Source organism: Cryobacterium sp. AP27 (assembly GCF_056680495.1).
This window is the reverse complement of sequence record NZ_CM155285.1, coordinates 653,909-679,294: the sequence shown is the minus strand read 5'-3', so window position 1 is coordinate 679,294 and position 25,386 is coordinate 653,909. Positions and strand designations below refer to the sequence as shown.

22 protein-coding genes are annotated in these 25,386 nt (G+C 66.0%); 10 read left to right on the top strand and 12 right to left on the bottom strand.

Going from position 1 to position 25,386, the window contains the following annotated elements; translation table 11 throughout:
* Positions 1 to 14: 14 nt before the first annotated feature.
* Positions 15 to 791 carry an SDR family NAD(P)-dependent oxidoreductase gene (locus tag AC1MB9_RS03110; protein WP_479963586.1) on the bottom strand — a complete coding sequence of 259 codons (777 nt, stop codon included), beginning with the start codon at positions 789 to 791 and terminating at the stop codon, positions 15 to 17.
* Between the two features lie 29 nt (positions 792 to 820).
* Between AC1MB9_RS03110 and AC1MB9_RS03105 the strand changes: the two genes are divergently transcribed.
* The 6 genes from AC1MB9_RS03105 to AC1MB9_RS03080 all read left to right on the top strand — a co-directional run bounded on the left by AC1MB9_RS03105 (position 821) and on the right by AC1MB9_RS03080 (position 7,870).
* On the top strand, positions 821 to 1,921 hold the full coding sequence (locus AC1MB9_RS03105) for an acyltransferase family protein (RefSeq protein ID WP_479963585.1): 1,101 nt from the start codon (positions 821 to 823) through the stop codon (positions 1,919 to 1,921).
* A gap of 129 nt (positions 1,922 to 2,050) precedes the next feature.
* Entirely contained in the window at positions 2,051 to 3,382 is a 1,332-nt protein-coding gene (locus AC1MB9_RS03100) for a bifunctional o-acetylhomoserine/o-acetylserine sulfhydrylase (RefSeq protein ID WP_479963584.1), read from the top strand.
* 68 nt (positions 3,383 to 3,450) lie between these two features.
* Positions 3,451 to 4,653 (top strand): homoserine O-acetyltransferase MetX, encoded by a 1,203-nt coding sequence (gene metX / locus AC1MB9_RS03095; protein ID WP_479963583.1) that lies wholly within the window; start codon positions 3,451 to 3,453, stop codon positions 4,651 to 4,653.
* Between the two features lie 54 nt (positions 4,654 to 4,707).
* Entirely contained in the window at positions 4,708 to 5,907 is a 1,200-nt protein-coding gene (locus tag AC1MB9_RS03090) for a sensor histidine kinase (RefSeq protein WP_479963582.1), read from the top strand.
* Complete coding sequence (locus AC1MB9_RS03085; RefSeq protein WP_479963581.1) at positions 5,904 to 7,166, top strand: hypothetical protein; 1,263 nt, start codon at positions 5,904 to 5,906, stop codon at positions 7,164 to 7,166. Before AC1MB9_RS03090 ends, AC1MB9_RS03085 begins: the two co-directional genes overlap by 4 nt.
* A gap of 47 nt (positions 7,167 to 7,213) precedes the next feature.
* Complete coding sequence (locus AC1MB9_RS03080; protein ID WP_479963580.1) at positions 7,214 to 7,870, top strand: response regulator; 657 nt, start codon at positions 7,214 to 7,216, stop codon at positions 7,868 to 7,870.
* 28 nt (positions 7,871 to 7,898) lie between these two features.
* On the opposite strand, the gene AC1MB9_RS03075 is transcribed toward AC1MB9_RS03080, so the two are convergent.
* The 11 genes from AC1MB9_RS03075 to rsmI all read right to left on the bottom strand — a co-directional run bounded on the left by AC1MB9_RS03075 (position 7,899) and on the right by rsmI (position 20,437).
* Positions 7,899 to 9,170 (bottom strand): MFS transporter, encoded by a 1,272-nt coding sequence (locus tag AC1MB9_RS03075; protein WP_479963579.1) that lies wholly within the window; start codon positions 9,168 to 9,170, stop codon positions 7,899 to 7,901.
* Positions 9,171 to 9,223: 53 nt separating this feature from the next.
* A complete protein-coding gene (locus AC1MB9_RS03070; protein ID WP_479963578.1) occupies positions 9,224 to 9,883 on the bottom strand; it encodes a methionine ABC transporter permease in 660 nt (219 codons plus the stop codon).
* A 1-nt stretch (position 9,884) separates the two neighbouring features.
* On the bottom strand, positions 9,885 to 10,913 hold the full coding sequence (locus AC1MB9_RS03065) for a methionine ABC transporter ATP-binding protein (RefSeq protein WP_479963577.1): 1,029 nt from the start codon (positions 10,911 to 10,913) through the stop codon (positions 9,885 to 9,887).
* 113 nt (positions 10,914 to 11,026) lie between these two features.
* Positions 11,027 to 11,935 carry a MetQ/NlpA family ABC transporter substrate-binding protein gene (locus tag AC1MB9_RS03060; RefSeq protein WP_479963576.1) on the bottom strand — a complete coding sequence of 303 codons (909 nt, stop codon included), beginning with the start codon at positions 11,933 to 11,935 and terminating at the stop codon, positions 11,027 to 11,029.
* Positions 11,936 to 12,167: 232 nt separating this feature from the next.
* On the bottom strand, positions 12,168 to 13,982 hold the full coding sequence (locus AC1MB9_RS03055; RefSeq protein ID WP_479963575.1) for an ABC-F family ATP-binding cassette domain-containing protein: 1,815 nt from the start codon (positions 13,980 to 13,982) through the stop codon (positions 12,168 to 12,170).
* 71 nt (positions 13,983 to 14,053) lie between these two features.
* Positions 14,054 to 14,989 carry a 4-(cytidine 5'-diphospho)-2-C-methyl-D-erythritol kinase gene (locus AC1MB9_RS03050; RefSeq protein WP_479963574.1) on the bottom strand — a complete coding sequence of 312 codons (936 nt, stop codon included), beginning with the start codon at positions 14,987 to 14,989 and terminating at the stop codon, positions 14,054 to 14,056.
* Positions 14,990 to 15,040: 51 nt separating this feature from the next.
* Positions 15,041 to 15,847 (bottom strand): 16S rRNA (adenine(1518)-N(6)/adenine(1519)-N(6))-dimethyltransferase RsmA, encoded by an 807-nt coding sequence (rsmA, locus tag AC1MB9_RS03045; protein ID WP_479964568.1) that lies wholly within the window; start codon positions 15,845 to 15,847, stop codon positions 15,041 to 15,043.
* Positions 15,848 to 15,930: 83 nt separating this feature from the next.
* Positions 15,931 to 16,878, bottom strand: a complete 948-nt coding sequence (locus tag AC1MB9_RS03040; RefSeq protein WP_479963573.1) for a TatD family hydrolase — start codon at positions 16,876 to 16,878, stop codon at positions 15,931 to 15,933.
* The gene (metG, locus tag AC1MB9_RS03035; RefSeq protein ID WP_479963572.1) at positions 16,871 to 18,433 is read right to left on the bottom strand and encodes a methionine--tRNA ligase; all 1,563 of its coding nucleotides are present in this window, start codon (positions 18,431 to 18,433) and stop codon (positions 16,871 to 16,873) included. The genes AC1MB9_RS03040 and metG overlap by 8 nt, the downstream gene beginning before the upstream one ends.
* A 66-nt stretch (positions 18,434 to 18,499) precedes the next feature.
* Positions 18,500 to 19,489, bottom strand: coding sequence for an NADP-dependent oxidoreductase (locus AC1MB9_RS03030; RefSeq protein WP_479963571.1), 990 nt, complete (start codon positions 19,487 to 19,489; stop codon positions 18,500 to 18,502).
* A gap of 105 nt (positions 19,490 to 19,594) precedes the next feature.
* The gene (gene rsmI, locus AC1MB9_RS03025; protein WP_479963570.1) at positions 19,595 to 20,437 is read right to left on the bottom strand and encodes a 16S rRNA (cytidine(1402)-2'-O)-methyltransferase; all 843 of its coding nucleotides are present in this window, start codon (positions 20,435 to 20,437) and stop codon (positions 19,595 to 19,597) included.
* Between the two features lie 56 nt (positions 20,438 to 20,493).
* Here rsmI and AC1MB9_RS03020 point away from each other — a divergent pair, with 56 nt between their 5' ends.
* The 4 genes from AC1MB9_RS03020 (at position 20,494) to AC1MB9_RS03005 (ending at position 25,380) form a co-directional block, all read left to right on the top strand.
* Positions 20,494 to 22,029 (top strand): dolichyl-phosphate-mannose--protein mannosyltransferase, encoded by a 1,536-nt coding sequence (locus tag AC1MB9_RS03020; RefSeq protein ID WP_479963569.1) that lies wholly within the window; start codon positions 20,494 to 20,496, stop codon positions 22,027 to 22,029.
* Positions 22,030 to 22,186: 157 nt separating this feature from the next.
* Complete coding sequence (locus AC1MB9_RS03015; RefSeq protein WP_479963568.1) at positions 22,187 to 23,287, top strand: fatty acid desaturase family protein; 1,101 nt, start codon at positions 22,187 to 22,189, stop codon at positions 23,285 to 23,287.
* 149 nt (positions 23,288 to 23,436) lie between these two features.
* Positions 23,437 to 24,813: an L-serine ammonia-lyase gene (locus AC1MB9_RS03010; RefSeq protein ID WP_479963567.1), complete on the top strand. Its 1,377-nt coding sequence runs from the start codon at positions 23,437 to 23,439 to the stop codon at positions 24,811 to 24,813.
* 114 nt (positions 24,814 to 24,927) lie between these two features.
* Positions 24,928 to 25,380: a LysM peptidoglycan-binding domain-containing protein gene (locus AC1MB9_RS03005; RefSeq protein WP_479963566.1), complete on the top strand. Its 453-nt coding sequence runs from the start codon at positions 24,928 to 24,930 to the stop codon at positions 25,378 to 25,380.
* The last annotated feature ends 6 nt before the right edge of the window (positions 25,381 to 25,386 follow it).

The window sequence follows — 25,386 nt, the reverse complement described above, 5'->3', positions numbered from 1 at the left end:
CGCGGGCGCTGCCGTCATCGGACGGTCAGCGGTCCGCGCGCGATTCGGGTGGGTGCCGCCTGCGCGACGGGCTTGATCACGACCAGGTCGATATTGACGTGCGCCGGGCGCAGCACGCTCGACACGATGGTGTCGGCCACGTCTTCAGCCACCAGCGGGTGGGGAACGTTTTCGTAGGCGGCGGCGGCCTTCTCGGTGTCGCCGTCGAAGCGTACGAGTCCGAATTCGTCCGTCTTCACCATTCCCGGCGCGATCTCGATCACCCGGATCGGTTCACCGTTCAACTCGAGGCGTAATACCTCGGTCATGGCGTGCGCGGCGAACTTGGCCGCGTTGTACCCGCCGCCGCCGAGGTAGGCCACATGGCCGGCGATCGAGGTGACGTTCACGATGTCGGCGGAGCCCTGATCATCCGCTATCGACGCCCGCAACAGCGGCAGCAGGGCCGTCGTGACGCGTTTGACGGCGAGCACGTTGATTTCGAACATCCACGCCCAGTCGTCGATGCTGGAGGTCTCCACCGAGTCCATTCCCTTGGCGCCGCCGGCGTTGTTCACGAGGGCATGCACCGGCCCGGATGCGGCCAGGTGGTCCCGAAGCGCGTCCACGTCGCCCTGCTTCGTGAGATCCGCGGTAAAGACGTCCGCCCCCGTCTCGTCCCGCAACGCCGCGAGACGATCCGCACGACGCGCGACCCCGACCACGTTCCAGCCCTGCTCGCGGAACGCTCGCACCGTCGCCGCTCCGATTCCCGAGCTCGCACCGGTCACAACTACTCTTCGTGTACTCATTTCTCCATTCTGGCGGGAGAATGGTCTGAATGAGCGCAACGCCCCCCGCCACCAGTCCGCCCGCCAAGCGACGCGTCCCCCTGTGGGACAACGCCAGGTGGATCACCGTCACGCTCGTGGTGGTTGGGCACGCGATCCTCAAGTTGATTGGCGAGTCCGATTCGGCCTACGCGATGTACCTCTTCATTTACGCGTTCCATGTGCCTATTTTCGTGGCGGTCAGTGGCTACTTCGCCAAATCAGGCCCGCCGGGCACCCGCCAGTTGCAGCGCCTGCTCACGGATATCGCCTTCCCCTACGTTGTTTTCGAGACCGTGTGGACGTGCATTCGCTGGTTGCTCGGCGGCAAATTCAACCTGGACTATTCGACCGCCAGCTGGACGCTCTGGTTCCTGCTGGCGCTGTTGGTGTGGCGGATCACCCTGCCGTACCTGGTGCTCCTGCGCTACCCGCTCCTGCTCAGCATCATCCTGTCGATCAGTTCGGGCTATATCGACAGCATTGACAGCACCTTCACACTTTCGCGAACGATCGGCCTGCTCCCCTTCTTCGTCTTCGGCTGGAAACTGCGCCAGTGGCAACTCACCGATCGGTGGCTACGCCTGCGCACCGCCGACATCTGGAAGTGGCGCGCCGGCGCCCTCGCCCTCTTCACAACGGTGTACGTGCTGATTTCGCTCAACATCGAAGCGCTGCGCACGCTCAAGATGCGGCAGTTCCTGCTGTACGACGAGGGCTATTCCCTGTTCGGCTACACGCAGTTCTGGGCCGGCGGCGTGCGTCTGGGCTTCGTGCTGCTCACCTTCGCGCTGATTGTCGCGTTTCTGCTGCTGGTGCCACGTCGCGCCACGTGGTTCACGCCCTTCGGCGCCGCCACGATGTACATTTACCTGCTGCACAGCTTTGTGCTCTTCCCGCTTCGGGAAACCGGGGTTCTGGACGGTCCGCAGTCGGCCTGGGTTTTGCCCGGCGTGATCGCCCTGAGCGTCGTGATCTCCGTGGTGCTGTCGCTCAGGCCGGTGCGGAGCGTCTTCCGCCCCTTCGTGGAGCCGCGCGCCCGCTGGCTGTTCAGATCCACGGTCGCGACGCCCACCGGCACGATCGTGCTGCCGCGGGGCGATCTCAAGTAGTACCAACCGCACAGACGGCGTGTGACGTCGTGTTTCGGCATGCTTGCGGCCCCTTTGAGCGCCTGTCTAAGCTCGCTGCAGAGCGCTGAATGCCCCGCTCGTCGACGATTACAAGGGAGAGGTCACCTCATGAGCGACAACGCCGCACAGTGGAAGTTCGAAACGAAGCAGGTTCACTCGGGTGCACGCCCCGATCCCGTGACGAATGCGCGGGCCACGCCGATCTACCAGACCACCTCCTACGTGTTCAACAGCGCGGAGCACGCCCAGAACCTCTTCGCGCTCGCCGAGTTCGGCAATATCTACACCCGCATTCAGAACCCGACCCAGGCCGTCGTGGAAGAGCGTGTTGCGGCACTCGAGGGCGGCACCGGGGCCCTCCTGGTGGCGTCGGGTCAGTCGGCCTCCACGTTCTCCGTACTCAATATCGCCCAGGCCGGCGACCACATTGTGTCGTCGAGCTCCATCTACGGCGGAACCTACAACCTGTTCAAATACACCCTCGCCAAGCTCGGCATCGAGACGACCTTCGTTGAGGATCAGGACGACGCCGAGGAATGGCGCCGCGCGGTTCGACCGAACACGAAGTTGTTCTTCGCGGAAACCATCGGCAACCCCCGGATCAACGTGCTCGACATCAGCCTGGTCGCGGACGTGGCCCACAACAGCGGTGTGCCCCTCATCGTCGACAACACGATTGCGACCCCGTACCTGATTCGCCCGTTCGAACACGGAGCGGACATCATCGTGCACTCCGCCACCAAGTTCCTCGGCGGCCACGGCACCGTCATCGGCGGCGTCATCGTGGACGGCGGAAAATTCGAGTGGACCAGGAACGTGGAGAAGTTCCCGGGGCTGACAGAGCCCGACCCCTCGTACCACGGCGCCAGCTACACGGCCGCCGTGGGAGACGGACTGGCCTACATCATCAAGGCACGCGTGCAGCTGCTGCGGGACCTCGGTTCATCCATCGCGCCGGCGAGCGCATGGCAGCTGATCCAGGGCATCGAAACCCTCAGCCTCCGCATCGAACGCCACGTGCAAAACGCGCAGGACGTCGCCGAATGGCTGGACAACCACGCTGACATCGCGTCGGTCAACTATGCCGGACTTCCCTCGAGCCCCTGGTATGCCGCGGCCAACACGTACGCCCCGAAAGGTGTCGGAGCGGTCCTCTCCTTCGAGCTCAAGGGCGGTGTCGACGCCGGTCGTGCCCTCGTCGACAATCTCGAGCTGTTCAGCCACCTCGCCAACATCGGCGACGTGCGTTCCCTCGTGATCCACCCCGCATCCACGACGCACGCGCAGCTCACTCCGGAACAACAGCTCACTGCGGGCGTCACCCCCGGGCTCGTACGCCTGTCCGTGGGCATCGAGAATGTGGCCGACCTCAAGGCCGACCTTGAGGTGGGCCTCGCGGCCGCTCGCGCCGTCGTGGCCGCCTCGCGCGCCAGCGCATAAGTCGCCCCGCGGTCGGGTCGACGTAACATTGCGCCGGCCCGTCCCGCGGACCGACAGAATGGGAGCCTATGGAATGGCAGCTACCCTCAGACACGGTCCCCTCCAGCTTCATCACTGAAGCCCAGGCGCGGTCGCTCCTCGGCAAACCCCCCGCGACCGGCGCGTGGCGTGAGGGCGACCCGGTCGGAAACCGGCGATTCGAGGACATCGGTCCCCTCCAATTCGAAGCGGGCGGCAAGCTTCCGTCCGTGCGCATGGCCTACGAGACCTGGGGACGGCTGTCTCCTGCCGGCGACAATGCGATCCTCGTGCTGCACGCTCTCACCGGCGACAGTCACCTACGCGGACCGGCCGTGCCCGGCCACCGAACGGCCGGGTGGTGGAGCGGGATCGTCGGGCCGGGTCTCGCGATCGACACCGACCGTTACTTCGTCGTCGCTCCCAATATGCTCGGCGGCTGCCAGGGCAGCAGCGGCCCGTCGTCCGTCGCGCCGGACGGCCTGGAGTGGGGCGCCCGTTTTCCCTACCTGACCATTCGCGATCAAGTGGCCGCCCAGATAGCACTGACCGACCGGCTCGGCATCGATCGTTGGGCCGCGGTCGTCGGCGGTTCCATGGGCGGAATGCACGCACTCGAATGGGCCGTCGCCGTCCCCCAACGGGTTGCGCGCCTGGCGATCCTCGCGGCGCCCCCGGTGACGACGGCCGATCAGATCGCTCTCAACTCTGTGCAGCTCGAAGCGGTGCGAACGGACCCGTCGTTCCGTTCCGGCGACTACTACGATGCGGAAGACGGAGACGGCCCGACGAGGGGACTGGCCCTCGCCCGGCGCATGGCCCTGCTCAACTATCGCAGCCCGGCCGAGTTGAACCTCAGATTCGATCGGTCCTGGCAGAGTCCGATCAGTCCGCTTGGCAATGGTGGCCGCTTCGCCGTGGAGTCGTACCTGGATTTCCATGGCAACAAATTCACCCGTCGCTTCGACGCGAACAGCTACATCGTGCTCGTCGAAGCCATGAACTCGCACGACATCGGCCGGGGCAGACAGGGCGTCGAGGCCGCCCTGTCCGGCGTCACCGCTCGGGCTGTCGTGGTGGGGATTGACAGCGACCGTCTCTTTCCGGTAGTCGGCCAGGAAAGCATCGCCAGGCATCTCCCGGGCAATATTGATGGCCGAAAACCGGTGATTCTGCACTCGGAGTACGGCCATGACAGCTTTTTGATCGAAACCGCGGCCATCGGTGCCCAATTGCAGAAATTGCTGGCCTAGGGGGTCGAATTTCGGGTCCCTAGCCCGATATGGTGCATTAATACATTCATAATCATGTTCCTCCCTGACCCGAAACAGGAATTCATGCAACGAATACTGAAGGAGCGCGACCGATTGCTTCGAAGGTCCGCTCAGGCCTATGGTCTGGCCGGGTCCGTCGCCGTGTTCCTGTGCCTGCTTGTTCCCGGGGGGATTTCGTCCGGCGCCCGTCAGGGTTCCCTCGCGCTCGTGTTCCTGATGGCCGGCTCCCAGTATGTTCTCGGCCACACCGGCGCCATCCGCTGGGCTCTGCTGACCGTTGGTTTCGGCGTCGGCATCATTCTTCTGGTGGGGTTCGGCAGCCACCCGACGATTCCGCTCAACGTGGTGGAGGAAGCCACCCTGGGCATCCTCGCGGCAGTTCCCATGAGCTGCGTGGCGATGGTGCTGGTCGTCACCCGCAAGCGCATTCTTGTTCTCGTGGCCGCATTCGGTGCGACAATGGCCGCCATCATCGTCGTCGTGTCACTGCACGCGGCCACGCCGCTGCCGCTCGCGCTCGGCATAACGGGATGGCTCTCGTGCATCATGGCCGGATGGTGGATCGCGCAGAGCGTTCCCCGGGTCATGCACCGCATCGCCGCCATCGGGCGTGCACACCGCGCCGAACGCCATGCGAGCGAGGTGGAGGCCCAGCGCCGCACCGACGCTCGCCTCCTGCACGACACCGTCCTGGCCACCCTGACCCTGCTCGCGCATTCCGGAGTGGGGGTGACCCCACTAGCCCTGCGCCAGCAGTCGGGCGACGATGCCCGGCTTCTGCGTCAGTTGCGTCTCGGAGGCATGCCAAGCCCCCGCCGCTCCGGGGTTTACACGCTCGAGGCGAGCAACGTCTCCACCCTCGGCACGACGCTTGAATCGGTGCGCCACCGCTTCGGGCGCATGGGGCTCGAGGTCGAATGGCACGGCAGCGGTCAGGTACGCCTGCCCACCGACGTTCTCGATTCCTTCCTGCTCGCCCTCGGCGAATGCCTGGAAAACGTGCGGCGGCACTCCGGCGTCCTGCACGCCGACGTGACGATCACGGAAGACGAAACAACGGTGCGGGCCATGGTGACCGATGCCGGTGTCGGGTTCGACCTGGCCGCTGTGGGTACCGAACGCCTCGGAGTCGCCGAATCGGTTATTGCCCGCCTCCGCGCCGTCGGCGGTAATGCCCGGTTGTTCTCGTCCCCGGGCTCCGGCACCACCGTCGTCCTCGAGGTGCCGAAATGATCTTCTCCGGCCTCATCGACAGCCGCGTTGCCGACGCCCAGCCGGTCGCCAATCGTGGCGCGGTACGTTCCGTAAGCTGGGGCCGCCGACTTGTGTCCCTCGACGACGCGGCGAGCAGCACGGCGAATGGGCTCGGGGGCCAGCACCTGGGCATTGGCATGACACTCAGCGGCGCCTTCATCGCCGCGTTTCTGTTCGGGCATTTCGTCGTCGAATGGCAGGGGCGACCGTTTCCCACGCTGAGCCTGATCGCCTGGATTCTGCTCCTGGCGGCGGCCTTCGTCGTCAACCAGATCGTGCAGCGACTCGCCACCCGGATGCCGCTGTGGCTGTTCCTGTCCGCGCTTGCCGTGGGCGCCGTCGTCGTCGTGCTCGACCTGGCCGGATGCTGGGGACTCACGGAAGCGGGGATCTACCCGACGGCCGCCGCGGCCGTCGGCGGACTGCTCATGTCGATGATCACCCTGCGCGACACCCGGGACATCCTTCTGGCCATCGCCGGGCTTGGAGTCTTTCTGGCGGTCGGCACAATCTTCGAGGAACGCAATGATGTCCTGACCTTCGGTCCGGAAGTACTCACCATCGCTGTTGCCGTTATCCCGCCGCTCGTCGGGGCGGGCATCGCCCGCGGATTCCGGCGCATGGTTCAGCGCGAACTCGATCTTGTGCTCGTGCAGAGCACGATCTCGCAGCCCCGGTTCGCGGTGGGAATGCTCGCCTCAGAGCAGCTCGCTCGCCTCGACCTCGACGCCGAGACCCTGCTGAACGACGTGGCCCAGGGTCGCACCGCGTTGCCTCTCTCCCCGACGACGGCGATGACCGCCGGCGCACTCGCCACCGCGCTGCGCCTTCACCTGATCGAGGGCCGCACCGAAACCTGGCTGCATCACGCCGTGTCAGAGTCCGAATACCTCAATCCCGCCGTGACCCTGGTCGATCCGAATGGTCTGGCGGGCTTGCTCTCCCCCGTTCAGCGCGAGGGCCTCCTGCTCACGATCTGGCTCCTGGTGGGTGACACGAGCGGCCCGGATGCGTCCGTGTCTCTGCGCTTCGGACCGCTGGCACCCACTCGGCGAGGCGCCTCCGCCCACGTTCTCCAGTTCGATCTTGCGCTGGCGACGACCGGGGTTCCGCGTCGCCGCGTTGACCCGGAGACCTGGCAGGCGATCAGAGCCGTTGGACCCTACATCGATTCCAATAAGAGCGGTACTCTGCAGGTAGACATTGAGTGCAACGTGGAAAACCCCGCCGATGCGTAGACTTCCAGTTTTTCCAAATGCAGTGCCAGCCAGTAGGAGGCCCCACCGTGACGACAACACCTAGCCCCATTCGTCTCGCGCTCGTCGATGACCATCGGATGCTTCTGGGGGCGCTCACCGAGTGGATCCGCAGTGCGGCAGACGACATCGATATGGTGGCGGCCGTGACCACCTGGCCGGAGCTGCTCACTCATCCCGAGTTCCCGGTGGATGTGGTGCTCCTCGACCTTGACCTCAAGGACAACATTCCCGTGTCCTTGAAGATCGCAACTCTCAAGACCACCGGCGTGAAAACGGTGCTCATGAGCACCTACTCGGAGCCGGCTCTCGTCCGCGAGGCGCTTGCCGCGGGCGCACTCGGTTATCTCGTGAAAAGCGAAGAGGCCAGCATGATCGTGGAGGCCATTCGCGCCGCGGCGGTGGGCAAGTCCTACATTTCAGCGGAACTCGACTACGCGCTCAACTCCAGCCAGACCGCCGAGGGGCCGCGGCTGAGCGCTCAGGAGCGCCGCGTCATGGCCCTCTACGGGGCCGGCGAGCCCGTGAAGGCCGTGGCGTACCAATTGGGTATTTCCGAGGAGACGGCAAAGTCCTACCTCAAGCGCATTCGGGAGAAGTACCGTCTCGCCGGGTATGACGTGGGAACCAAGGTCGCCCTGCGGAAGCGCGCGATCCGCGACGGCATCCTGTTGCAGACCGACTGACGCCGGCTCGGGGCCACACGGCCCCGAGCTACTTGACGGTGCGGATCAGCTGGGTGCCGTAGGGCACGGTGATCCCGCGCCGACGCCACCGTCGGTCGATGCCGAACGTGACGAGAGTGAGCACGACGCCGATGAGGCTCAGGGCGACGCCGATCCACACCGGGGCGAGGTAGCCGAAGCCGCCGGCAATGGCGACGCCGCCCAGCGCGGCGCCAAGCGCGTTTCCGACGTTGAGCGATGAGTGGTTGAGGGCAGCCGCCAGGGATTGGCTTTCGTGCGCCACGTCCATGAGTCGAGCCTGAATGGTCGGCGACAGGGCGGATGCCGCGGCCCCGATGAAGAACATGCCGGTGAGCAGGCCGGCGAGGGAATGCGCGGACAACGCCAGGACGAGGAGGGCGCCGATGAGTACCGCGAAGGATATGTACATCGTGCGCCGCACACTCCAATCGGCGAGTGCGCCACCGCCGAAGTTTCCGGCGGTCATTCCCAGACCGACGACGACGAGCACCAGCGGGACGGCCCCCGCGGTGAGCCCGGTGATTTCGATCACGAGCGGGGCAACGTAGGTGTATACCGCGAAGAGTCCGCCGAAGCCGATGGCGCCGATGCCGAGGGTGATCCATACCTGCAGTTGACGGAAGGCGCGCAGTTCGGCCCGCATCGTGGCGTGCGGGTTGCCGGCCTGGAACGGCACGAAGATGGCCACCGCGGCAAAGGTGAGCGCGAAGATGCCGGCAACAACGAGGTACGCCACCCGCCATCCGCTCGTCTGTCCGATGAAGGTGATCGTGGGAACGCCGATCACGTTGGCGATCGTGAGTCCCGACAGCACCAGCGCGATTCCTCGCGCGCGTTTACCCGGTCCCATCAGGTTGGCCGCGACGAGAGAAGCGATGCCGAAGTAGGCGCCGTGCGGCAGGGCCGCAGCGAATCGGGCGATCAACACGGTTTCGAAGTTCGGCAACAGAGCCGAGGCGATCGTACCGACCGTGAAGGCGGTCAGCAGGGCAAGCAGGAGCTTCTTGCGCGGCCACCGCGCCGCGGCGGCCGCGATGGTGGGCGCGCCCACGACCACTCCGAGTGCGTACGCGGAGATGAGCCAACCGGCCCGGGCGTTGGCGGCATCGGGCGAGGCGGCGTACAGCGTCGGCAAGAGGTCGTGCGCGAGATTGGGCAGCAGCCCCATGGCGACGAATTCGGTCGCGCCGATGCCGAAACCGCCCAGGGCGAGGGCGAGGAGGGCAAGACGAATTCGGGTCGACGACAGGGGCGTCGACCCGTCAGTGGAGAGGGGCATAGGCCCATGCTAATCGCCGACCGTCAGAATCCACTGCCGGTGCCCGATACGTGCTAGCGGCGCAGCGCCTTGCGGGCGAGCCAGTTGCCGAAGAATTGCACGAACTGAACAAGAATGATGATCAGCAGGACCGCCGCCCAGGTGACGATCGGGTTGAACTGGCGGTAGCCGTATTGCAGGGCGAAGTTTCCCAGGCCGCCGCCGCCGACGTAGCCGGCGACCGCCGACATGTCCACGAGCGCGACGAAGATGAAGGTGTAGCCGAGAATCAGCGGTCCGAGCGCTTCGGGGAGCAGCACCGTGAAGATGATGCGGAGCGGACCGGCGCCGACGCTGCGGGCCGCGTCGATCACGCCGGGCGTCACGGTGAGCAGGTTCTGTTCCACGATGCGTGCCATGGCGAAGGAAGCCGCAAGGGCGATGGTGAAGATGATCGCGTTGTTTCCGATGCCGCTGCCGGTGACGGCCCGGGCGAGCGGTTGAGCGGCCGCGAGGAAGATGATGAACGGAATCGGACGGATGAAGTTGACCAGCAGGTTGAGCACGAAGAACAGTGACTTGTTCTCAAGAATGCTGCCGGCGCGGGTGAGGTAGAGCCCGAGGCCCACGAGCAGCCCGCCGAGGCCGCCGAAGAGCAGGGTGAGCGCGACGATGTAGAGGGTCTCGTAGGTGGCCGTCCAGAGTTCGGGCAGCAGGTGGATGAGCGCATCCATCTCAGCGCACCTCCGTCACGGTTGTGAGCGTTCGGACGTGGGCGAGTACCCGGTCGATGGCCGGGTCCGCGCCGGTGAGGGCGAGGGTGAGATGCCCGAACGGGCGTCCCTGAATCTCGTTGATGCCGCCGTAGACGACCTCGAACGTCACCCCGGCCGCCCCGAGCTCGCCGAAGACGGCCTTCTGATCGACCGCTCGGTCTCGGAACGCGAACGTCACGATCCGCCCGGCATGCCGTTCACGCAGCACGGTGAGTTCGCCGGGCGACGGAACGCCCTTGACCACGGTCGAGACGAACCGAGCGGATGCAGCTGCCTGCGGGTTCGAGAACACGTCGAAGACGGGTCCGCGCTCGATGACCTTGCCCTGGTCCATCACGGCGACCTTGGTCGCAATGGTCTGGATGACATCCATTTCGTGGGTGATCACGATGATGGTGACGCCGAACTCCGCATTCACGCGTTTGAGCAGCGCGAGCACCTCGTGGGTGGTTTCCGGGTCGAGCGCGCTCGTCGCCTCGTCGGCGAGGAGGATGCTCGGTTGCGTGGCGAGGGCGCGGGCGATTCCCACCCGCTGCTTCTGCCCGCCGGAGAGCTGGTCGGGGAAGGAACCGGCCTTGTCGGCGAGGCCGACGAATTCGAGCAGTTCGGCCACGCGTGCGGCGCGCTGCTCCTTGGGATGGCCGGCTACCTCGAGCGGGTAGGCCACGTTGCGGGCCACGGTTCGGGAGCCGAGCAGGTTGAACTGTTGGAAGATCATGCCGATGCCGAGGCGCACCGTGCGCAAGTCGCGCTCCCGCAGCGCGGCGATGTTTTGCCCGTTCACCCAGATCTCGCCCGAGGTGGAACGTTCGAGCGCGTTGACGAGGCGCACCAGGGTGCTCTTGCCGGCACCGGAATACCCGATGATGCCGTAAATGTCGCCGGCATCGACGTCGAGGCTCACCCCGTCGATCGCCGTGACGCTCGTTCCGTCCTTGGTCGTGGGCGGGTAGACCTTTCCCACATTGCGCAGACTGACTACAGCCATCCTTTTTGTCCCGCTCATTTCGATTCTGCGTGTACGTGCCGTGATAGCGCCCGGGCGTCACGACGCGGTCCGGGGCCGATGCTCCCCGGACCGCGCCGTCGTGACGCGGATGCCTACTGGGCGGCCTTGATGTCGGCCTGGACCGTGGCGAGCGACTCGACCAGGTCGGCGACCGGGGTGGTCACCATTTCGGCGGTGTCGCCGGAGACAGCGAACACGCCATCCTGCACGGCCGTGGTGGTCTGGTAGATCTCAACGAGCTTCTGGAAGGTCTTGTTGTCCTTGTCCTCGGCCCGCGAAGCGAACACGTTCACGTAGGGCAACGCCTGCGGGTCGCCCGCATCGTCGGTGGCGATGGCGTCGGAGAACTTCAGTCCGGCCTTGTCGGCGAAGTCGTTGTTGATGATGGCGGCGGCAACGTCGGGCAGCGAGCTCGCGGTGAGCGAGGCATCGAGCGCCGTGACCTTGACCTTCGACGCCTTCTCGTCAACGTCGTCGAGGCTGGAGAAGATCGACCCGCCATCGGTCAGCTGGATGAGGCCGTTGGACTGCAGGATGACCAGCGCACGCGCCTGGTTACTGTCGTCGTCGGGCACGGCGACGGTGTCTCCCTTCTCGATGTCGTCAACGCTGCTGTACTGCGAGGAGTAGAGGCCGAGGGGGTAGATCGCCGTGGCGCCGATCGGAGCCAGATCTTCGCCGCTCGCCTCGTTGTACTCGGCGAGGTAGACAATGTGTTGGAACTGGTTGAGGTCGACCTCACCGGCGGCGAGGGCCGGGTTCACCTGCGGGTACTGCGCGAAGTCGACAATCTCGATCTCGATGCCGTCGGCAGCTGCCGCCTCGGTGTATACGTCCCAGTACGGGTCGCTCGCCCCAACGACGCCGATTTTGATGGCGTCACCGTCGGTGCCGGTGGCGGTCTCGCCCGAGGCGCCGGCACAGCCGGCCAGCAGGGCAACGAGCGGTACCACCGTGAGAGCGGCGAGCAGGGACTTCTTGATTCGGGGGTTTTTCTTCACGGGTGCAGATCCTTTTCGCGGTGGGGTGTGTGCGCGCACGCCGCAGAGAGCCGGTCGGCCGTCGTGGGCCGAATGGGCAGGGACCGAAAAACCGTCCGATTTCGGGCACAGGACAACCCCGGTTCAATGGGGGTGGGTGTGTGCCGCAGCTCTGCGAGGCGCCCTTCAACGATATCCGCCGAAGCTGCGCCTCGCATTGGCCTCCGACATACTCCGTCACAGAACCTGCGACTTACCCCTCGATCAGCTCAGTAAGTTCGACCCAGCGGGTTTCCAGATCCGCGATCGTGGCTTCGAGTTCGCTCAACTTCACGCCGAGCTCACTCAGGCCGGCAAAGTCGGATTGGTCGTGCGACGCCAGCTTCTCGTGTTTGACGGCAATGCGTTCCTGCAGCTTGACCACCTTGCGGTCGATCGAGCCGATTTCCTTCTGCGCATTGCGCAGTGCGGCGCCGCCGATGTTGGGCTTGCGCTTGGCCGGACCGGAGGCATCCGCCGGGGAGCCCGACGCCGGACCGGCGACAGCCTTGCGACGCACCTCAAGGTACTGATCCACTCCGCCGGGAAGGTGGCGGAAGCCGCCGTCCATGACCGCATACTGATTGTCCGTGACGCGCTCAATCAGGTACCGGTCGTGCGAAACCACCAGCAGCGTGCCGGGAAAGGAGTCCAGCAGGTCTTCCATGGCCGCGAGCATGTCCGTGTCGAGGTCGTTGGTGGGCTCGTCGAGGATGAGCACATTGGGCTCGTCGAGCACGATCAGCAGGAGCTGGAGGCGGCGCTTCTGCCCACCGGAGAGTTCCTTGACCCTGGTCGAGAGCTGGGCACTCATGAAGCCCATCCGCTCCAGCATCTGGCCGGGGGTGATTTCCTTGCCTCCGGCCATGTAGCTCGTCTTCTGCCGCCCGATGACCTCACTGACCTTGTCGTTCAGGATGTGCTCGAGTTCGAAGAGCTGCTGGGTGAGCACGGCGACCTTGATGGTCTTGCCGCGCTTGACCGTTCCGCTCGTGGGGGCCAGCGTGCCGGCGACGAGGCCGAGCAGGGTGCTCTTGCCTGCACCGTTCACGCCCATGATACCGGTGCGCTCCCCCGGCGCGATGCGCCAGGTGATGTCGTTCAGCACGGTCTTCACGGCGGAGTCGTCGCCCTTCACCGGGAAGGTGACCGTGATGTCGATGAGGTCGACGACGTCCTTGCCGAGGCGCTGCATGGCCATCGACTGCATCGAGACCGTGTCGCGGGGCGGCGGCTCGTTCTCAATCAGCTCATTGGCCGCGTCGATGCGGAATTTGGGCTTCGCGGTGCGTGCGGGGGCGCCGCGGCGCAGCCAGGCCAGTTCCTTCTTCATCAGGTTCTGACGCTTGGCCTCGACCACGGAGCTCATCCGGTCGCGCTCGACGCGCTGCAGGATGTATGCGGCGTAGCCGCCCTCGAAAGGCTCAATCAGGCGGTCGTGCACCTCCCAGGTCATGTTGCACACCTCGTCGAGGAACCACCGGTCGTGTGTGACGACCACGAGCCCGCCGGAGTTCGCGGCCCAGCGGGTCTTGAGGTGGCCGGCGAGCCAGGAGATGCCCTCCACGTCCAGGTGGTTGGTGGGCTCATCCAGGAAGATCACGTCGTAGTCGCCGATGAGCACCGCGGCGAGGGCGACACGACGGCGTTGGCCACCGGACAGGTCGTCGACGAGCGCGTCCCACGGGATGTCGCGGACCAGTCCGCCGATGACATCGCGGACCTTGGAGTCACCCGCCCAGACGTGCTCCTCGATGCTGCCGACAATGGTGTGGCCGACGGTCTGGCCGGAGGCGAGGTCGTCGGCCTGGTCGAGCATTCCGATGGTGACGCCGCGACGACGCGTGACGCGCCCCTCGTCGGGCTCCATGCGGCCGGCCAGCAGCCGCATGAGGGTGGACTTGCCGTCGCCGTTGCGGCCGACGACCCCAATACGGTCGCCTTCGTTCAGTCCGGCGGTGACGCTGTCAAAGATGACGCGGGTGGGAAATTCAAGGTGAAGGGACTCAGCCCCGAGCAAATGTGCCATAGCCTCCGAGTTTACGTCACGAAAGCGACGCCCGGGATGTGACGGCGGAGGAGGTCCTGTCGGGCGACGGCTCAGTCGTTGATGAGGCGGGCGCCGTGCACGGGCCCGGTTGCCCGCACGACCCGAAGCCGGGACGCGGAGAGGGCGACCTGTAGTTCGAGCGCACTGTCGGCATCGGCGACGAGGAAGGCGACCGTCGGGCCGGATCCGGAGATGATTCCGGCGAGGGCACCGTTCTCCTCGCCGAGCTGAATGACGCTGCCGAGCCCGGGTGCGAGGTGAAGCGCCGGCGCCTGCAGGTCGTTGTGCAGTGCGTCGGCGAGCATGTGCGGGTCGCCGGCGCGCAGGGCCAGCAGAACGTTGGAGTCGACGGTCGGCTGCACCTCGGCCGGAAAGATGTCCTGGGCGTGGCGGTCGCGGTGACGGTCCAGTTCGCTGTAGACCGCCGGGGTTGAGATGCCGAATTCGGCCAGCGCGAGCACCCACTGGAATTTGCCCTTGGCCAGGGCCGGACTCAGCTGGTCGCCGCGCCCGGTGCCGATCGCGGTGCCGCCGGTGATGGCGAACGGCACGTCGGCCCCGAGCTTCGCGCCGATGGCGAGCAGTTCGTCTTTGCTCGCGTTCGTGCCCCACAGGGCGTCGCAGGCGAGGAGGGTGGCCGCGGCATCCGCCGAGCCGCCGCCCATTCCGCCCGCGATGGGGACGTTCTTCTCAATGTCCAGGTGTACTCCCCCGCGGTACCCGGTCTTGCGGGCGAGTGCGCGGGCGGCCTTGATGGCGAGGTTGGTTCCGTCGGTGGAGAGGCCGGAGGTGTCAACGGAGCCGGTGAACGTGACGGAGAAGTCACTGGCCGCCTGGGCGCGTACCTCTTCGCTCAGCGACACGGCCTGGAAGGCGGTCGCGAGTTCGTGGTAGCCGTCGTCGCGAACGGCACCGACCTTCAGGAAGACGTTGATCTTGCCCGGCGCGCGCGCGTGCACAACCTGGGTGCCGGCCGTCGTCGTCATGCTCTTAACCTAGCCCAGCCCGCGAGGTCCCCTCGACCCGGCGTCGTGCGTTCAACTCGTCGGGGTGTCCACCCAGGCGCGCGCGACGGCGAGGAAGTCGTGCACGGTGAGCTGTTCGCCGCGGGTCGTCGGGTCGATGCCGGCTTGCTGCATGAGAGCGGATGCCGTCGCCGAATCTCCGAGCACCCCCGACAGGGACTGCCGCAGCATCTTGCGGCGCTGCTGGAACGCGGCGTCAACCAGCGCGAAGGTCGCAAGGCGCAGGTCCTCGGTTTCCAGCGGCTCGGCGCGTCGTTCGAACGCGACCAGAATCGAGTCCACGTTTGGGACCGGCCAGAACACCTGGCGGCTCACCTTCCCGGCGGTGCGAAAGGCACCGTACCAGGCGGCCTTCACGCTCGGGCTGCCGTAGACCTTGCTGCCGGGAGGCGCCGCGAGGCGTTCCCCGACTTCGGCCTGAACCATGACGACACCGGCGTGGATCGACGAGAAATTCTCCAGCAGGTACAGGAGCACGGGCACGGACACATTGTAGGGCAGATTGGCCACGAGCCGGGTCGGATCATGCGGCAGCGACGCGATCTTCAGGGCGTCCGCTCGGATGACGGTGAGGTTCGCACCCGGCTGCATGAGTTCGACGGTCAGAGGAAGCTGCTCGGCGAGGCGATCGTCGATCTCGACGGCCACGACGCTTGCCCCGGTCTCGAGTATGCCGAGCGTCAGGGAGCCGAGTCCCGGCCCGACCTCGACGACCACGTCGTCGGCGGCGACGCTCGCGACACGCACAATCCGGCGCACGGTGTTGCCGTCAATGACGAAGTTCTGGCCCAGCTTCTTGGTCGGGTTGACGCCGAGCATCTCGGCGAGGTCGCGGATCTCGGCGGGGCCGAGGAGCTTCTGCGGCGCCTTGTCCGGAACGGCGTCCTGGCCGGGCTCGGCGGTCACGCCAGACCGCCGGTCGGCTGGGCGTCGGAGCGGTCGGCGTCGTGCGCCGCGGTGACCGGCTCGGCGTCCCAACGCCCGTAGACGAGCTCGGTGTTCGAGGTGATTTGAGCAGACAGGAGGGAGACGTCCGTTTCGAGGTGGTTGGCCATCATCCGCAGGGTGTTCGGCAGCAGGTACGGGGCGTTCGGGCGACCGCGGTAGGGCATCGGCGTGAGGAACGGGGCATCGGTCTCGACCAGCAGCAGGCTGCGCGGGGCGACGGCGAGCGCGGCGCGCAGGTCGTGGGCGTTGCCGAACGTGACATTGCCGGCGAACGACATGTACCAGCCGTGCTCGGCGCAGATCCTGGCCATTTCGGCATCGCCGGAGAAGCAATGGAAGACGGTGCGCTCGGGGGCCCCCACCCGCAGCAGCGTGGCGATAACCTCGGCGTGGGCGTTGCGATCATGAATCTGCAGGGCCAGGCTGTTCTGTTTGGCGATCTCGATGTGCGCCTCGAACGAGCGGTACTGCGTGGCGTGCCCGGGTTCCTCGGTGCGGAAAAAGTCCAGCCCCGTTTCGCCGACGGCCACCACCCGTGGGCGCGCGGCGAGCTCGCTGATCTCGGCGATCGCGTCGTCGAGGGTGCCTGATGCCGCGTAGACCGGGGCCTCATTCGGGTGGATCGCCACGGCGGCGAGCATCCGGGGTTCGATCAGGGCCATGTCCGCAGACCAGCGCGAGGTTTCCCGGTCGCCACCGACCTGGATGACGCCGCGCACACCCACGGTGGAGGCGCGGTCGAGCTGCTCGGTGTAGCTGAGCGGGTTCTCCCCGTCAGCGATCTCGAGGTGCGTGTGGTTGTCGTACACCGGAACCGACAGCGGTTCGGGCAGGGGCGGGTAGCTCAGGTCGCGCCCGGCCCCCTTGTCCCGCTGCCGAATCGGTGCGGCGTCGTTACCCAACGGTCGACTCGATCCGGGGGAAGAGCGGCTCGAGCGCCGACACCTGCGCGCCGCCCGTCCACTCCCAGGCACGGTCGACGCGCTGGTCGGCGAGAGCGCCCGCGCCGCCGAGGGCGGTCCAGAGCTTCGCGGTGGCGAGGGGAATCACCGGCGAGAGCAGCACGGCGAGGGTGCCGAGGCCGCGAACGGAGGTGTGCAGCACCGTCTCGAGGCGCTCACGGCTGGCGGGGTCCTTGGCCAGAGCCCACGGTTCCTGCAGCGTGATGTAGCCGTTGAGCTCGTCAACCAGCTCCCAGACGGCGGAGACCGCCTCATGGATCGCGAGGCGATCGATGGCCGACGCGGCGGCATCCGTCGCGCGCCGTTCCGTGGCGCGGATGCCGGCGTCGGCGTCGCTCTGCGGCCCGCCAACGGGAACGGTCCCGTCGCAGTAGCGCAGCACCATCGCGATGACGCGGGAGGCCAGGTTGCCGAAACCGTTCGCGAGTTCGGACTGGTACCGGGCCGACAGGTCTTCCCAGGAGAAAGACCCGTCCTGGCCGAAGCTGATGGCGCGCATGAAGTAATAGCGGAACGCGTCGGAGCCGAACGTGTCGGTGATCTGGCTCGGTGCGATCCCGGTGAGCTTGGACTTGCTCATCTTCTCGCCACCGACGAGCAGCCAGCCGTGGCCGAAGACCTGCTTGGGCACCTCGATGCCCGCGGCCATGAGCATGGCCGGCCAGATGACGGCGTGGAATCGGAGGATGTCTTTGCCGACGATGTGCGTGGCCGGCCAGCGGCTCGCGAAGGCCTCGTCATCCTGCCCGTATCCGGCGGCGGTGATGTAGTTCAGGAGCGCGTCGAACCAGACGTACACGACGTGACTTTCGTCCCAGGGCACCTTGATGCCCCAGTCGAAGCTCGAGCGGGAGATCGACAGGTCGCTCAGCCCGCGCTTGACGAAGGAGATGACCTCATTGCGCGCGGATTCCGGCTGCACGAAGTCGGGGTTCTCCTCGTAGAGAGCCAGGAGCTGATCGGCGAAGGCGCTCATTTTGAAGAAGTAGTTCTTCTCATGCAGCAGTTCGACCGGCTTGGAGTGGATCGCACACACCAGAACACCGGCGTCGTCCCCGGTTCCATCGACGAGATCCGAGGTGGGCTTGTATTCCTCGCAGCCCACGCAGTAGTAGCCCTCGTACTCGCCGGTGTAGATGTGGCCCTCGGTCTGCAGGTGCTGCAGGAATTTCTGAGCGTTGACCTCGTGGCGTTCGTCGGTGGTGCGGATGAAGTCGTCGTTGGCGATGTTCACCGTTTCGAGCAGGGGCTTCCACGCGGTCTCGACCAGGCGGTCGGCCCACTCCTTCGGCGAGACGCCGTTGGCGGTGGCCGTGCGCAGGATTTTCTGCCCGTGCTCGTCTGTTCCGGTGAGCAGCCACGCGTTGTCACCCGACTGGCGGTGCCAGCGGGCGAGCACGTCTGCGGCCACCTCTGTGTATGCGTGCCCGATGTGCGGGACATCATTCACGTAGAAAATGGGCGTGGTGATGTAGAAAGAAGAGCCGTCGGACATTCTCACATCCTATGTGCGCGAGGCGCCATCGCTCGCCGTGTGACGAAAGTCGACGACCGCCGGACGTCACCCACCGGCGGTGGGATCGGTCGATCGATGCCGGTGTCCGAAGACCGGGGGCAGCACCTCGTGGGCCGGCGGCCCCGATCGACGGTCGGGGGCGTCCCTGGTCGCTTCCGTCTCCCGAATGTCGACGCCACGCACCTTCTGGTGCGAGTAATCAACCGGATCCATGCTGAGAACGATCTTGCCGTGGGCATGGCCGGCTTCGAGTTCCCGATAGGCGAGTTCGACATCCTCCAGGGGGTAAATGGCAGCGACGGGGATGGTGATCTGGCGATCCGCGATCATCTGCGCGATGCGGGTAAGTGCGACGTTGTCGGCGGAGTCCACGTTCGCCAGGGCCGGGTCCGTCACATGCTCGAGTTCCGCGTCGACGCCGTGCGGCGCGATCTTCCGCAATTCCTCGGGCAGGCCCGCGCCGTATTCGACCGGGATGACGCCGATCTGGCGCAGTCGATCAAAACTCTCCCGGCTCGCGGTGCCGATCACGGTCGCGCCGCGGCGTTTGGCGAGCTGCGCGGCGATGATGCCCACGCCCCCGGCCGCCGCGTGCACGAGCACGGTGCGACCGGGGCCCGGGTTCACGTCCTGCACGGCCTGCCAGGCGCTCGCAGCGGCGACGAACAGGCTGCCCGCGATTTCCCACGACAGCCCCTCCGGTTTGGCAATGATGTTGCCGGGGCTCACCAGTACGAACTCCGACTGGGCGCCCTGCGGGGCGTGGCCGAGCACCGAATCGTTCACGTGCCAGTCGACAACCCCCTCGCCGACCCGTGAGATCACGCCGGCGAAGTCGCTCCCTTGCCCCGCCGGAAAGCGGACGGGCCGTTCTGCCTGCAGGCGGCCCTCTCGGATGCTGGTCTCGATGGGGTTCAGCCCGGCGACCATGACCTGCACGACGACTTCGCCGGGGCCGGGAACGGGAACGGGCGTCTCGACGACCTGCAGCACCTCCGGTCCCCCGTAGCGGGAGAAATTGACAGCACGCGGCATTTCGCGCCTCCAGGTGGTCGACAACCCTCCGACTTACTGTCGGAGTTAACAGCGAGTATTACTCAACTCGACCGTTCCTGCTCAGATTGCGGCCGCCATCGCCCGTCAGCGCGGCGAACGCGGCGGCTTCGACTCCTTCTGCTGCAGGGCCGCCTCGTACAGGTCACGCTTGCTCAGCCCGCTCGCGGCCGAGACATCTGCCGTGGCGTCCTTCAACCGGATGCCGGTGGCCACGAGGGCGATCACCTCGGCCACACCGTCGCTGAGGTCCAGCACCCGCACCTCGGCGCCCGCGACGACGATGCAGATTTCACCGCGCACACCGCCGGCGGCCCATTCGGCGAGTTCGGTCGCGGTGCCGCGCTTGACCTCTTCATAGAACTTGGTCAGTTCGCGGCAGACCACCACGCGACGATCGGCGCCCAAGACCGCGGCGAGGTCGAGCAGGCTGGCCGCGAGGCGATTGGGCGATTCGAAGAAGACCATGGTGCGCCGTTCGGCCGCGAGCTCACGGAAGACCGAGGTGCGCTCGCCGTGCTTGCGCGGAAGGAATCCCTCGAACGTGAAGCGGTCGGTGGGCAGGCCCGACACCGCGAGGGCGGTCAGCACGGCCGAGGGACCGGGCAGTGCGGAGACGACCACTCCGGCCGCGACAGCGGCATCAACCAGGTGGAATCCCGGGTCGGATACGGTGGGCATCCCCGCATCGCTGAGCACGAGCAGGTCGGTGTCCCGGGCGAGTTCCACGAGTTCCGCCGCCTTGCCGCGTTCGTTGTGGTCGTGCAGGCTGATGAGCCGCGGTCGATTCTCAATGCCGAGCGCCTTGAGCAGGTGGATGGTGACCCGAGTGTCTTCGGAGGCGACGACCGTCGCGGTGGTGAGCGCCTCGACCAGACGCTTGGAGGCATCCCCGAGGTTCCCGATGGGCGTGGCAGCGAGGATGATCATGCTCTCATTGTCTCAGGCTCCGCTTCGGGACGCGCAACGCTCACTACGATGGTCAGGTGCTCGCAACTTCTCGATGGGTCCGCTGGGCCGCTCCCGTCGGTGTCGTCGCGCTCGCGCTGATCCTGCGGCTGTGGGACCTCGGCAACCCCCACTCACTTGTCTTCGACGAGACCTTCTACGTGAAGGATGCCTGGTCGTTGTTCAACAACGGCTACGAGTCCAGCTGGCCTGCCGGCGCGGACGAGCTCTTCGCCGGGGGAAACACCGAGATCTATTCGACGGATGCGTCGTTCGTCGTGCACCCGCCGCTCGGCAAGTGGCTCATCGCGCTGGGCATGGCGGCCGTCGGCCCCGGGAGCAGCTGGGGCTGGCGCATTTCCACGGTGATCGTCGGCGTGCTGGCCGTCGCGCTCCTGATGCTCGTCGCCCGGAAGCTGTTCGGCTCACTCACGCTCGCCGTGATTGCCGGTTTTCTGCTCGCCATCGACGGCCACGCGATCGTCATGTCCCGGGTGGCGCTGCTCGACAACTCGGTCATGTTCTTCACCCTGCTGGGCTTCGGGGCGATTCTGCTCGACCGTCCGTGGCATGAACGCCGGCTCGGAGCCTGGCTGGATGCCAGTCGTGCGGCCGGGCGTGATCCGCACTGGGGCCCGACGCTCTGGTGGCGACCGTGGCTGATATCGGCCGGGCTCGCGTTCGGGCTGGCCTGCTCGGTCAAGTGGTCCGGCGTCTATTTTCTCGCCGCGTTCGGCGTGTACACAGTGGTTGTCGACGCCCTCGCCCGCCGCCGCGCCGGTGTGTCATTCTGGGCCAGCGCCGCCGTGCTCAAGCAGGCGGCCGCGAATTTCATTTTGCTGGTGCCCGTCGCGGTCATCACGTTCCTGGTCTCGTGGACGGGCTGGTTCGTCACGCGCGGCGGTTTCTACCGCACCTGGGCCGATTCGCTCGGCACGGCGTGGACGGGGCCGTTCGCCTGGGTGCCGCACACCGTGCAAAGCTTCTGGCATTATCAGGTGGCCGCCTATTCGTACCACGTCGGCCTCGCGACGCCGCATCCCTATCAGGCCAACCCGCTCACCTGGCTGTTCATGATCCGCCCGACCAGCATGTTCTACGAAGGATCCAGTCGGGGCGAGAACGGCTGCGCGAGCGACAGCTGCGCTTCCGCCATCACATCGGTGGGCAACCCGCTCATCTGGTGGGCCGCCACGGCCGCCCTGTTCTACCTCGTATATCGGCTCGCCCGCTACCGCGAATGGCAGGTGGGGCTGGTGATGATGGGTATGGTCGCCGGCTATCTGCCGTGGCTCATGTACCTGAACCGAACCGTATTCCAGTTCTATACGATCACGTTCGAGCCGTACCTCTTACTGGGAGTTACCTGCGTGATTGGGCTCATTTTAGGGCTGTTCCCGGGGACCGGGACACGGTCGCTCGACCCGATCCGGCGAGCAAACGGAATCCACCTCGTCCTCATTTTCCTGGTTTTAGCCATTCTGATCAGCGCTTTCTTCTACCCGCTCTGGACGGGGATGCAGACGTCTTTCGCTTTCTGGCAGCTGCACACATGGATGCCGAGTTGGCGATAGTGGGACTTGATATATTCTAATTTGGGCATATGATGACTGGGAATAGTGTGTGAAAACTTGGTGTCGACGGGGGTCCGGACTCTAGACTGGGTGGTATCTGCATCACGAGTAATTGCTCACATCCCGGCTGAGAAGTCCTACGTCCACCAAAGGCCTCATGTCGGAAGCAACTGCCGCACCCGCGGTCCGCATCATTCGGACCCGTCCGGGTGGAGACAATAAGAACCCCACGAGCGAGTATTCGTCGCTGCTGCACACCGTGCGCAACCTCGGACTCCTGGGACGCCGCACGGGCTTCTACTGGATGCTCTTCTCAATCCTCATCGTCGCAACGGGCGGCGCCGTTGCCGGCTTCGTTCTGCTCGGTGACTCCTGGTACCAGCTGCTCATCGCGGCCGCCCTCGGCATCATCTTCACCCAGTTCGCGTTTCTGGCGCATGAAGCATCGCACCGAGCGGTCTTCCAGTCAGGTAAGGCCAACGATCGCGCCGGCCGCATTCTCGCCAACCTGTTCGTCGGCATCAGCTACGCCTGGTGGATGACGAAACACAGCCGCCACCACGCCAACCCGAACGTGATCGGCAAAGACCCCGACATCGAGCCCGACTTCATCGTCTTTCGCGAGGAAGACGCCGCCAAGGCCAGCTGGTTGGGCTCCTTCATCACCCGCAAGCAGGGCTATCTCTTCTTCCCCCTCTTGATGTTCGAAGGCTTCAACCTTCACGTGCAGGGCTTCAAGACGGTCTTCGGCCGCCGCAAGGTGGACAAGCGCTGGGTCGAGATCTCGATGCTTCTCACCCGCATCACCCTGTACGTCGCCGTGATCTTCTTCTTCCTGCCCATCGGTATCGCCTTCGCCTTCATCGGTGTTCAGCTCGCCGTCTTCGGCGTGTACATGGGTGCGTCATTCGCCCCGAACCACAAGGGCATGCCTCAGCTGCCCGCCGAGAGCCGCGTGGACTTCCTGCGCCGCCAGGTGCTCACTTCACGCAACATTCGTGGTGGAACGTTCATCGACACCTACATGGGCGGCCTCAACTACCAGGTTGAGCACCACCTCTTCCCGAACATGGCCCGCCCGCACCTGCGCAAGGCGCAGGAGATCACCAAGGAATACTGCGCCTCCAACGACATCAAGTACACCGAAACCGGCGTCTTCGAGTCGTACGGCATCGTCGTCGAATACCTGAACAAGGTGGGTCTGGCGGCCAGGGACCCGTTCGACTGCCCGATGGTCGCCCGCTTCCGCTACCGCTAGACGAAGCATCCGCTCGAAGGCCCCTCTGCCCCGACATCGCCTCCTGGCGCTCGGGGCCGAGGGGCTTTCTCCTTCCCATCGGCGGCCGCGTCCGGTGGACTCGGGCCCCGCACAACGCAACACCACGTAACACCACGTAACATGGGAGCGTGACAGCGTACGTCTCGGCTCTCGACCTCTTCTCGATTGGGATCGGTCCATCCAGTTCCCACACGGTTGGCCCGATGCGGGCCGCCCTCGTATTCGCTGAACGCCTGCGAGATTCCGGCCGGCTCGACGAGGTCGAGCACGTTCGATGCTCACTCTTCGGATCCCTCGGATCCACGGGCCTCGGCCACGGGACACCCGACGCCGTTCTCGCGGGTCTCACCGGTCTCCGGCCGGAGGCCTGCGATCCCGCTCGAGTGCGCGGAGCGTGGTCGAACCTGCCGGAGGGAGCCACGATCACGCTGCTCGGTGGTCGGACGGTTCCCATCCAGAAGAGCGACGTCAGGTTCGAACCGCGCACCCGACTGCCGGGCCACCCCAACGCCCTCACCATTTCGGCCTGGGGCGCTTCAGAGACCGTTCCCGTGCGCGAGGAGACGTTCTACTCCATCGGGGGCGGGTTTCTTCGCCAGGACGGAGACCGCGTCGGCGCCACGCCCGCCGCGTCCCAGCCGCTCCCCTACACGTCCAGTGCTCAGCTGCTGGCCCTGTGCGACGCTCACGGTCTGGACATCTGCGAGGTGGCCCGCCGCAATGAAGAGGCGATCCACGGACCCGAGAAACTCAACGCCGGGCTCGACGCGATTTGGCACGCCATGCACGTGTGTGTGGAGGCGGGATTGGCCGCGACGGGTACTCTTCCCGGTGGCCTCAAGGTGAAGCGTCGCGCCGCATCCGTTCGTATGCGTCTTGAGGAATATGACGGGCAGTCCCAGCATGACCGGGACACATCGACCGAGTGGCTGCATGCGTTCGCGCTCGCGGTGAATGAAGAGAACGCCTCGGGCGGACGGGTGGTGACCGCACCGACCAACGGCGCCGCCGGCATCATTCCGGCCGTGGGCCACTACTACCTGCGTTTTGTGCCGGGGGCGGACGCCGCCGGCATCCGCCGATACCTGCTCACCGCGGTGGCTCTCGGATCGCTCGTGAAGGCGAACGCCTCTATTTCCGGGGCGGAGGGCGGCTGCCAGGCGGAAGTCGGATCGGCGTGTGCGATGGCGGCCGGCGCGCTGTGCGCTGTGCTTGGCGGAACGACCCGGCAGGTGGAGAACGCAGCCGAAATCGCCATGGAGCATCACCTGGGCCTCACCTGCGATCCGGTCGGCGGACTGGTGCAGGTTCCCTGCATCGAACGCAATGCCATCGCATCGTCGACGGCCGTCTCCGCGGCCCGGTTGGCGCTGCACGGAGATGGAACACACCTCGTGTCGCTCGATACGGTGATCGAGACCATGCGGCAGACCGGCCTGGACATGATGACGAAATACAAGGAAACGAGCGAGGGCGGCTTGGCCGTCAACGTCATCGAGTGCTGACGACCCCGCACGGGGTCGCTCGGACACGAGTTCCTGGGCCCTAGAGTGGTCACGCACGACCACTATCACCGGGGGGAAAATATTCTGCGCATCACATCACGGCTGGGCATCACCATGGCCGCTGCCACACTGCTCATGGCCCTGTCCGGTTGCGCCGGCACACCGACGCCGGCCGTGACCGTGACGTTCACGCCAACGGCGACGCCCACGCCCACGGCGACTCCCACCCCAACGCCGACGGCCACCGCCGAGCCCGTTCCGGAACCCGCGCTGGTGCCCAACCCCGAGGTGCCCGATCTCGTCCCGAACGCCGAGCCGGTTCCCCTACCACAGGGCCCCGCCGTCGATCTCGGTTCGACGCCCGGCGCTCGCGGGTCGGCGGTCGCGAACACGGCCGGAGCACTGATGACCTACACGGTTGTCGAGGGCGATGCCTTCTTCGACATTGCGCAACGCTTCAACATTCCGGTTCAGCTGCTACTCACGATGAATCCGTCGGTCCCCGGTCTCGGGGAACGGATCTACCTGCAGCAGATCATCAACCTGGACTGGACGACCACACGCTGAGCCGCC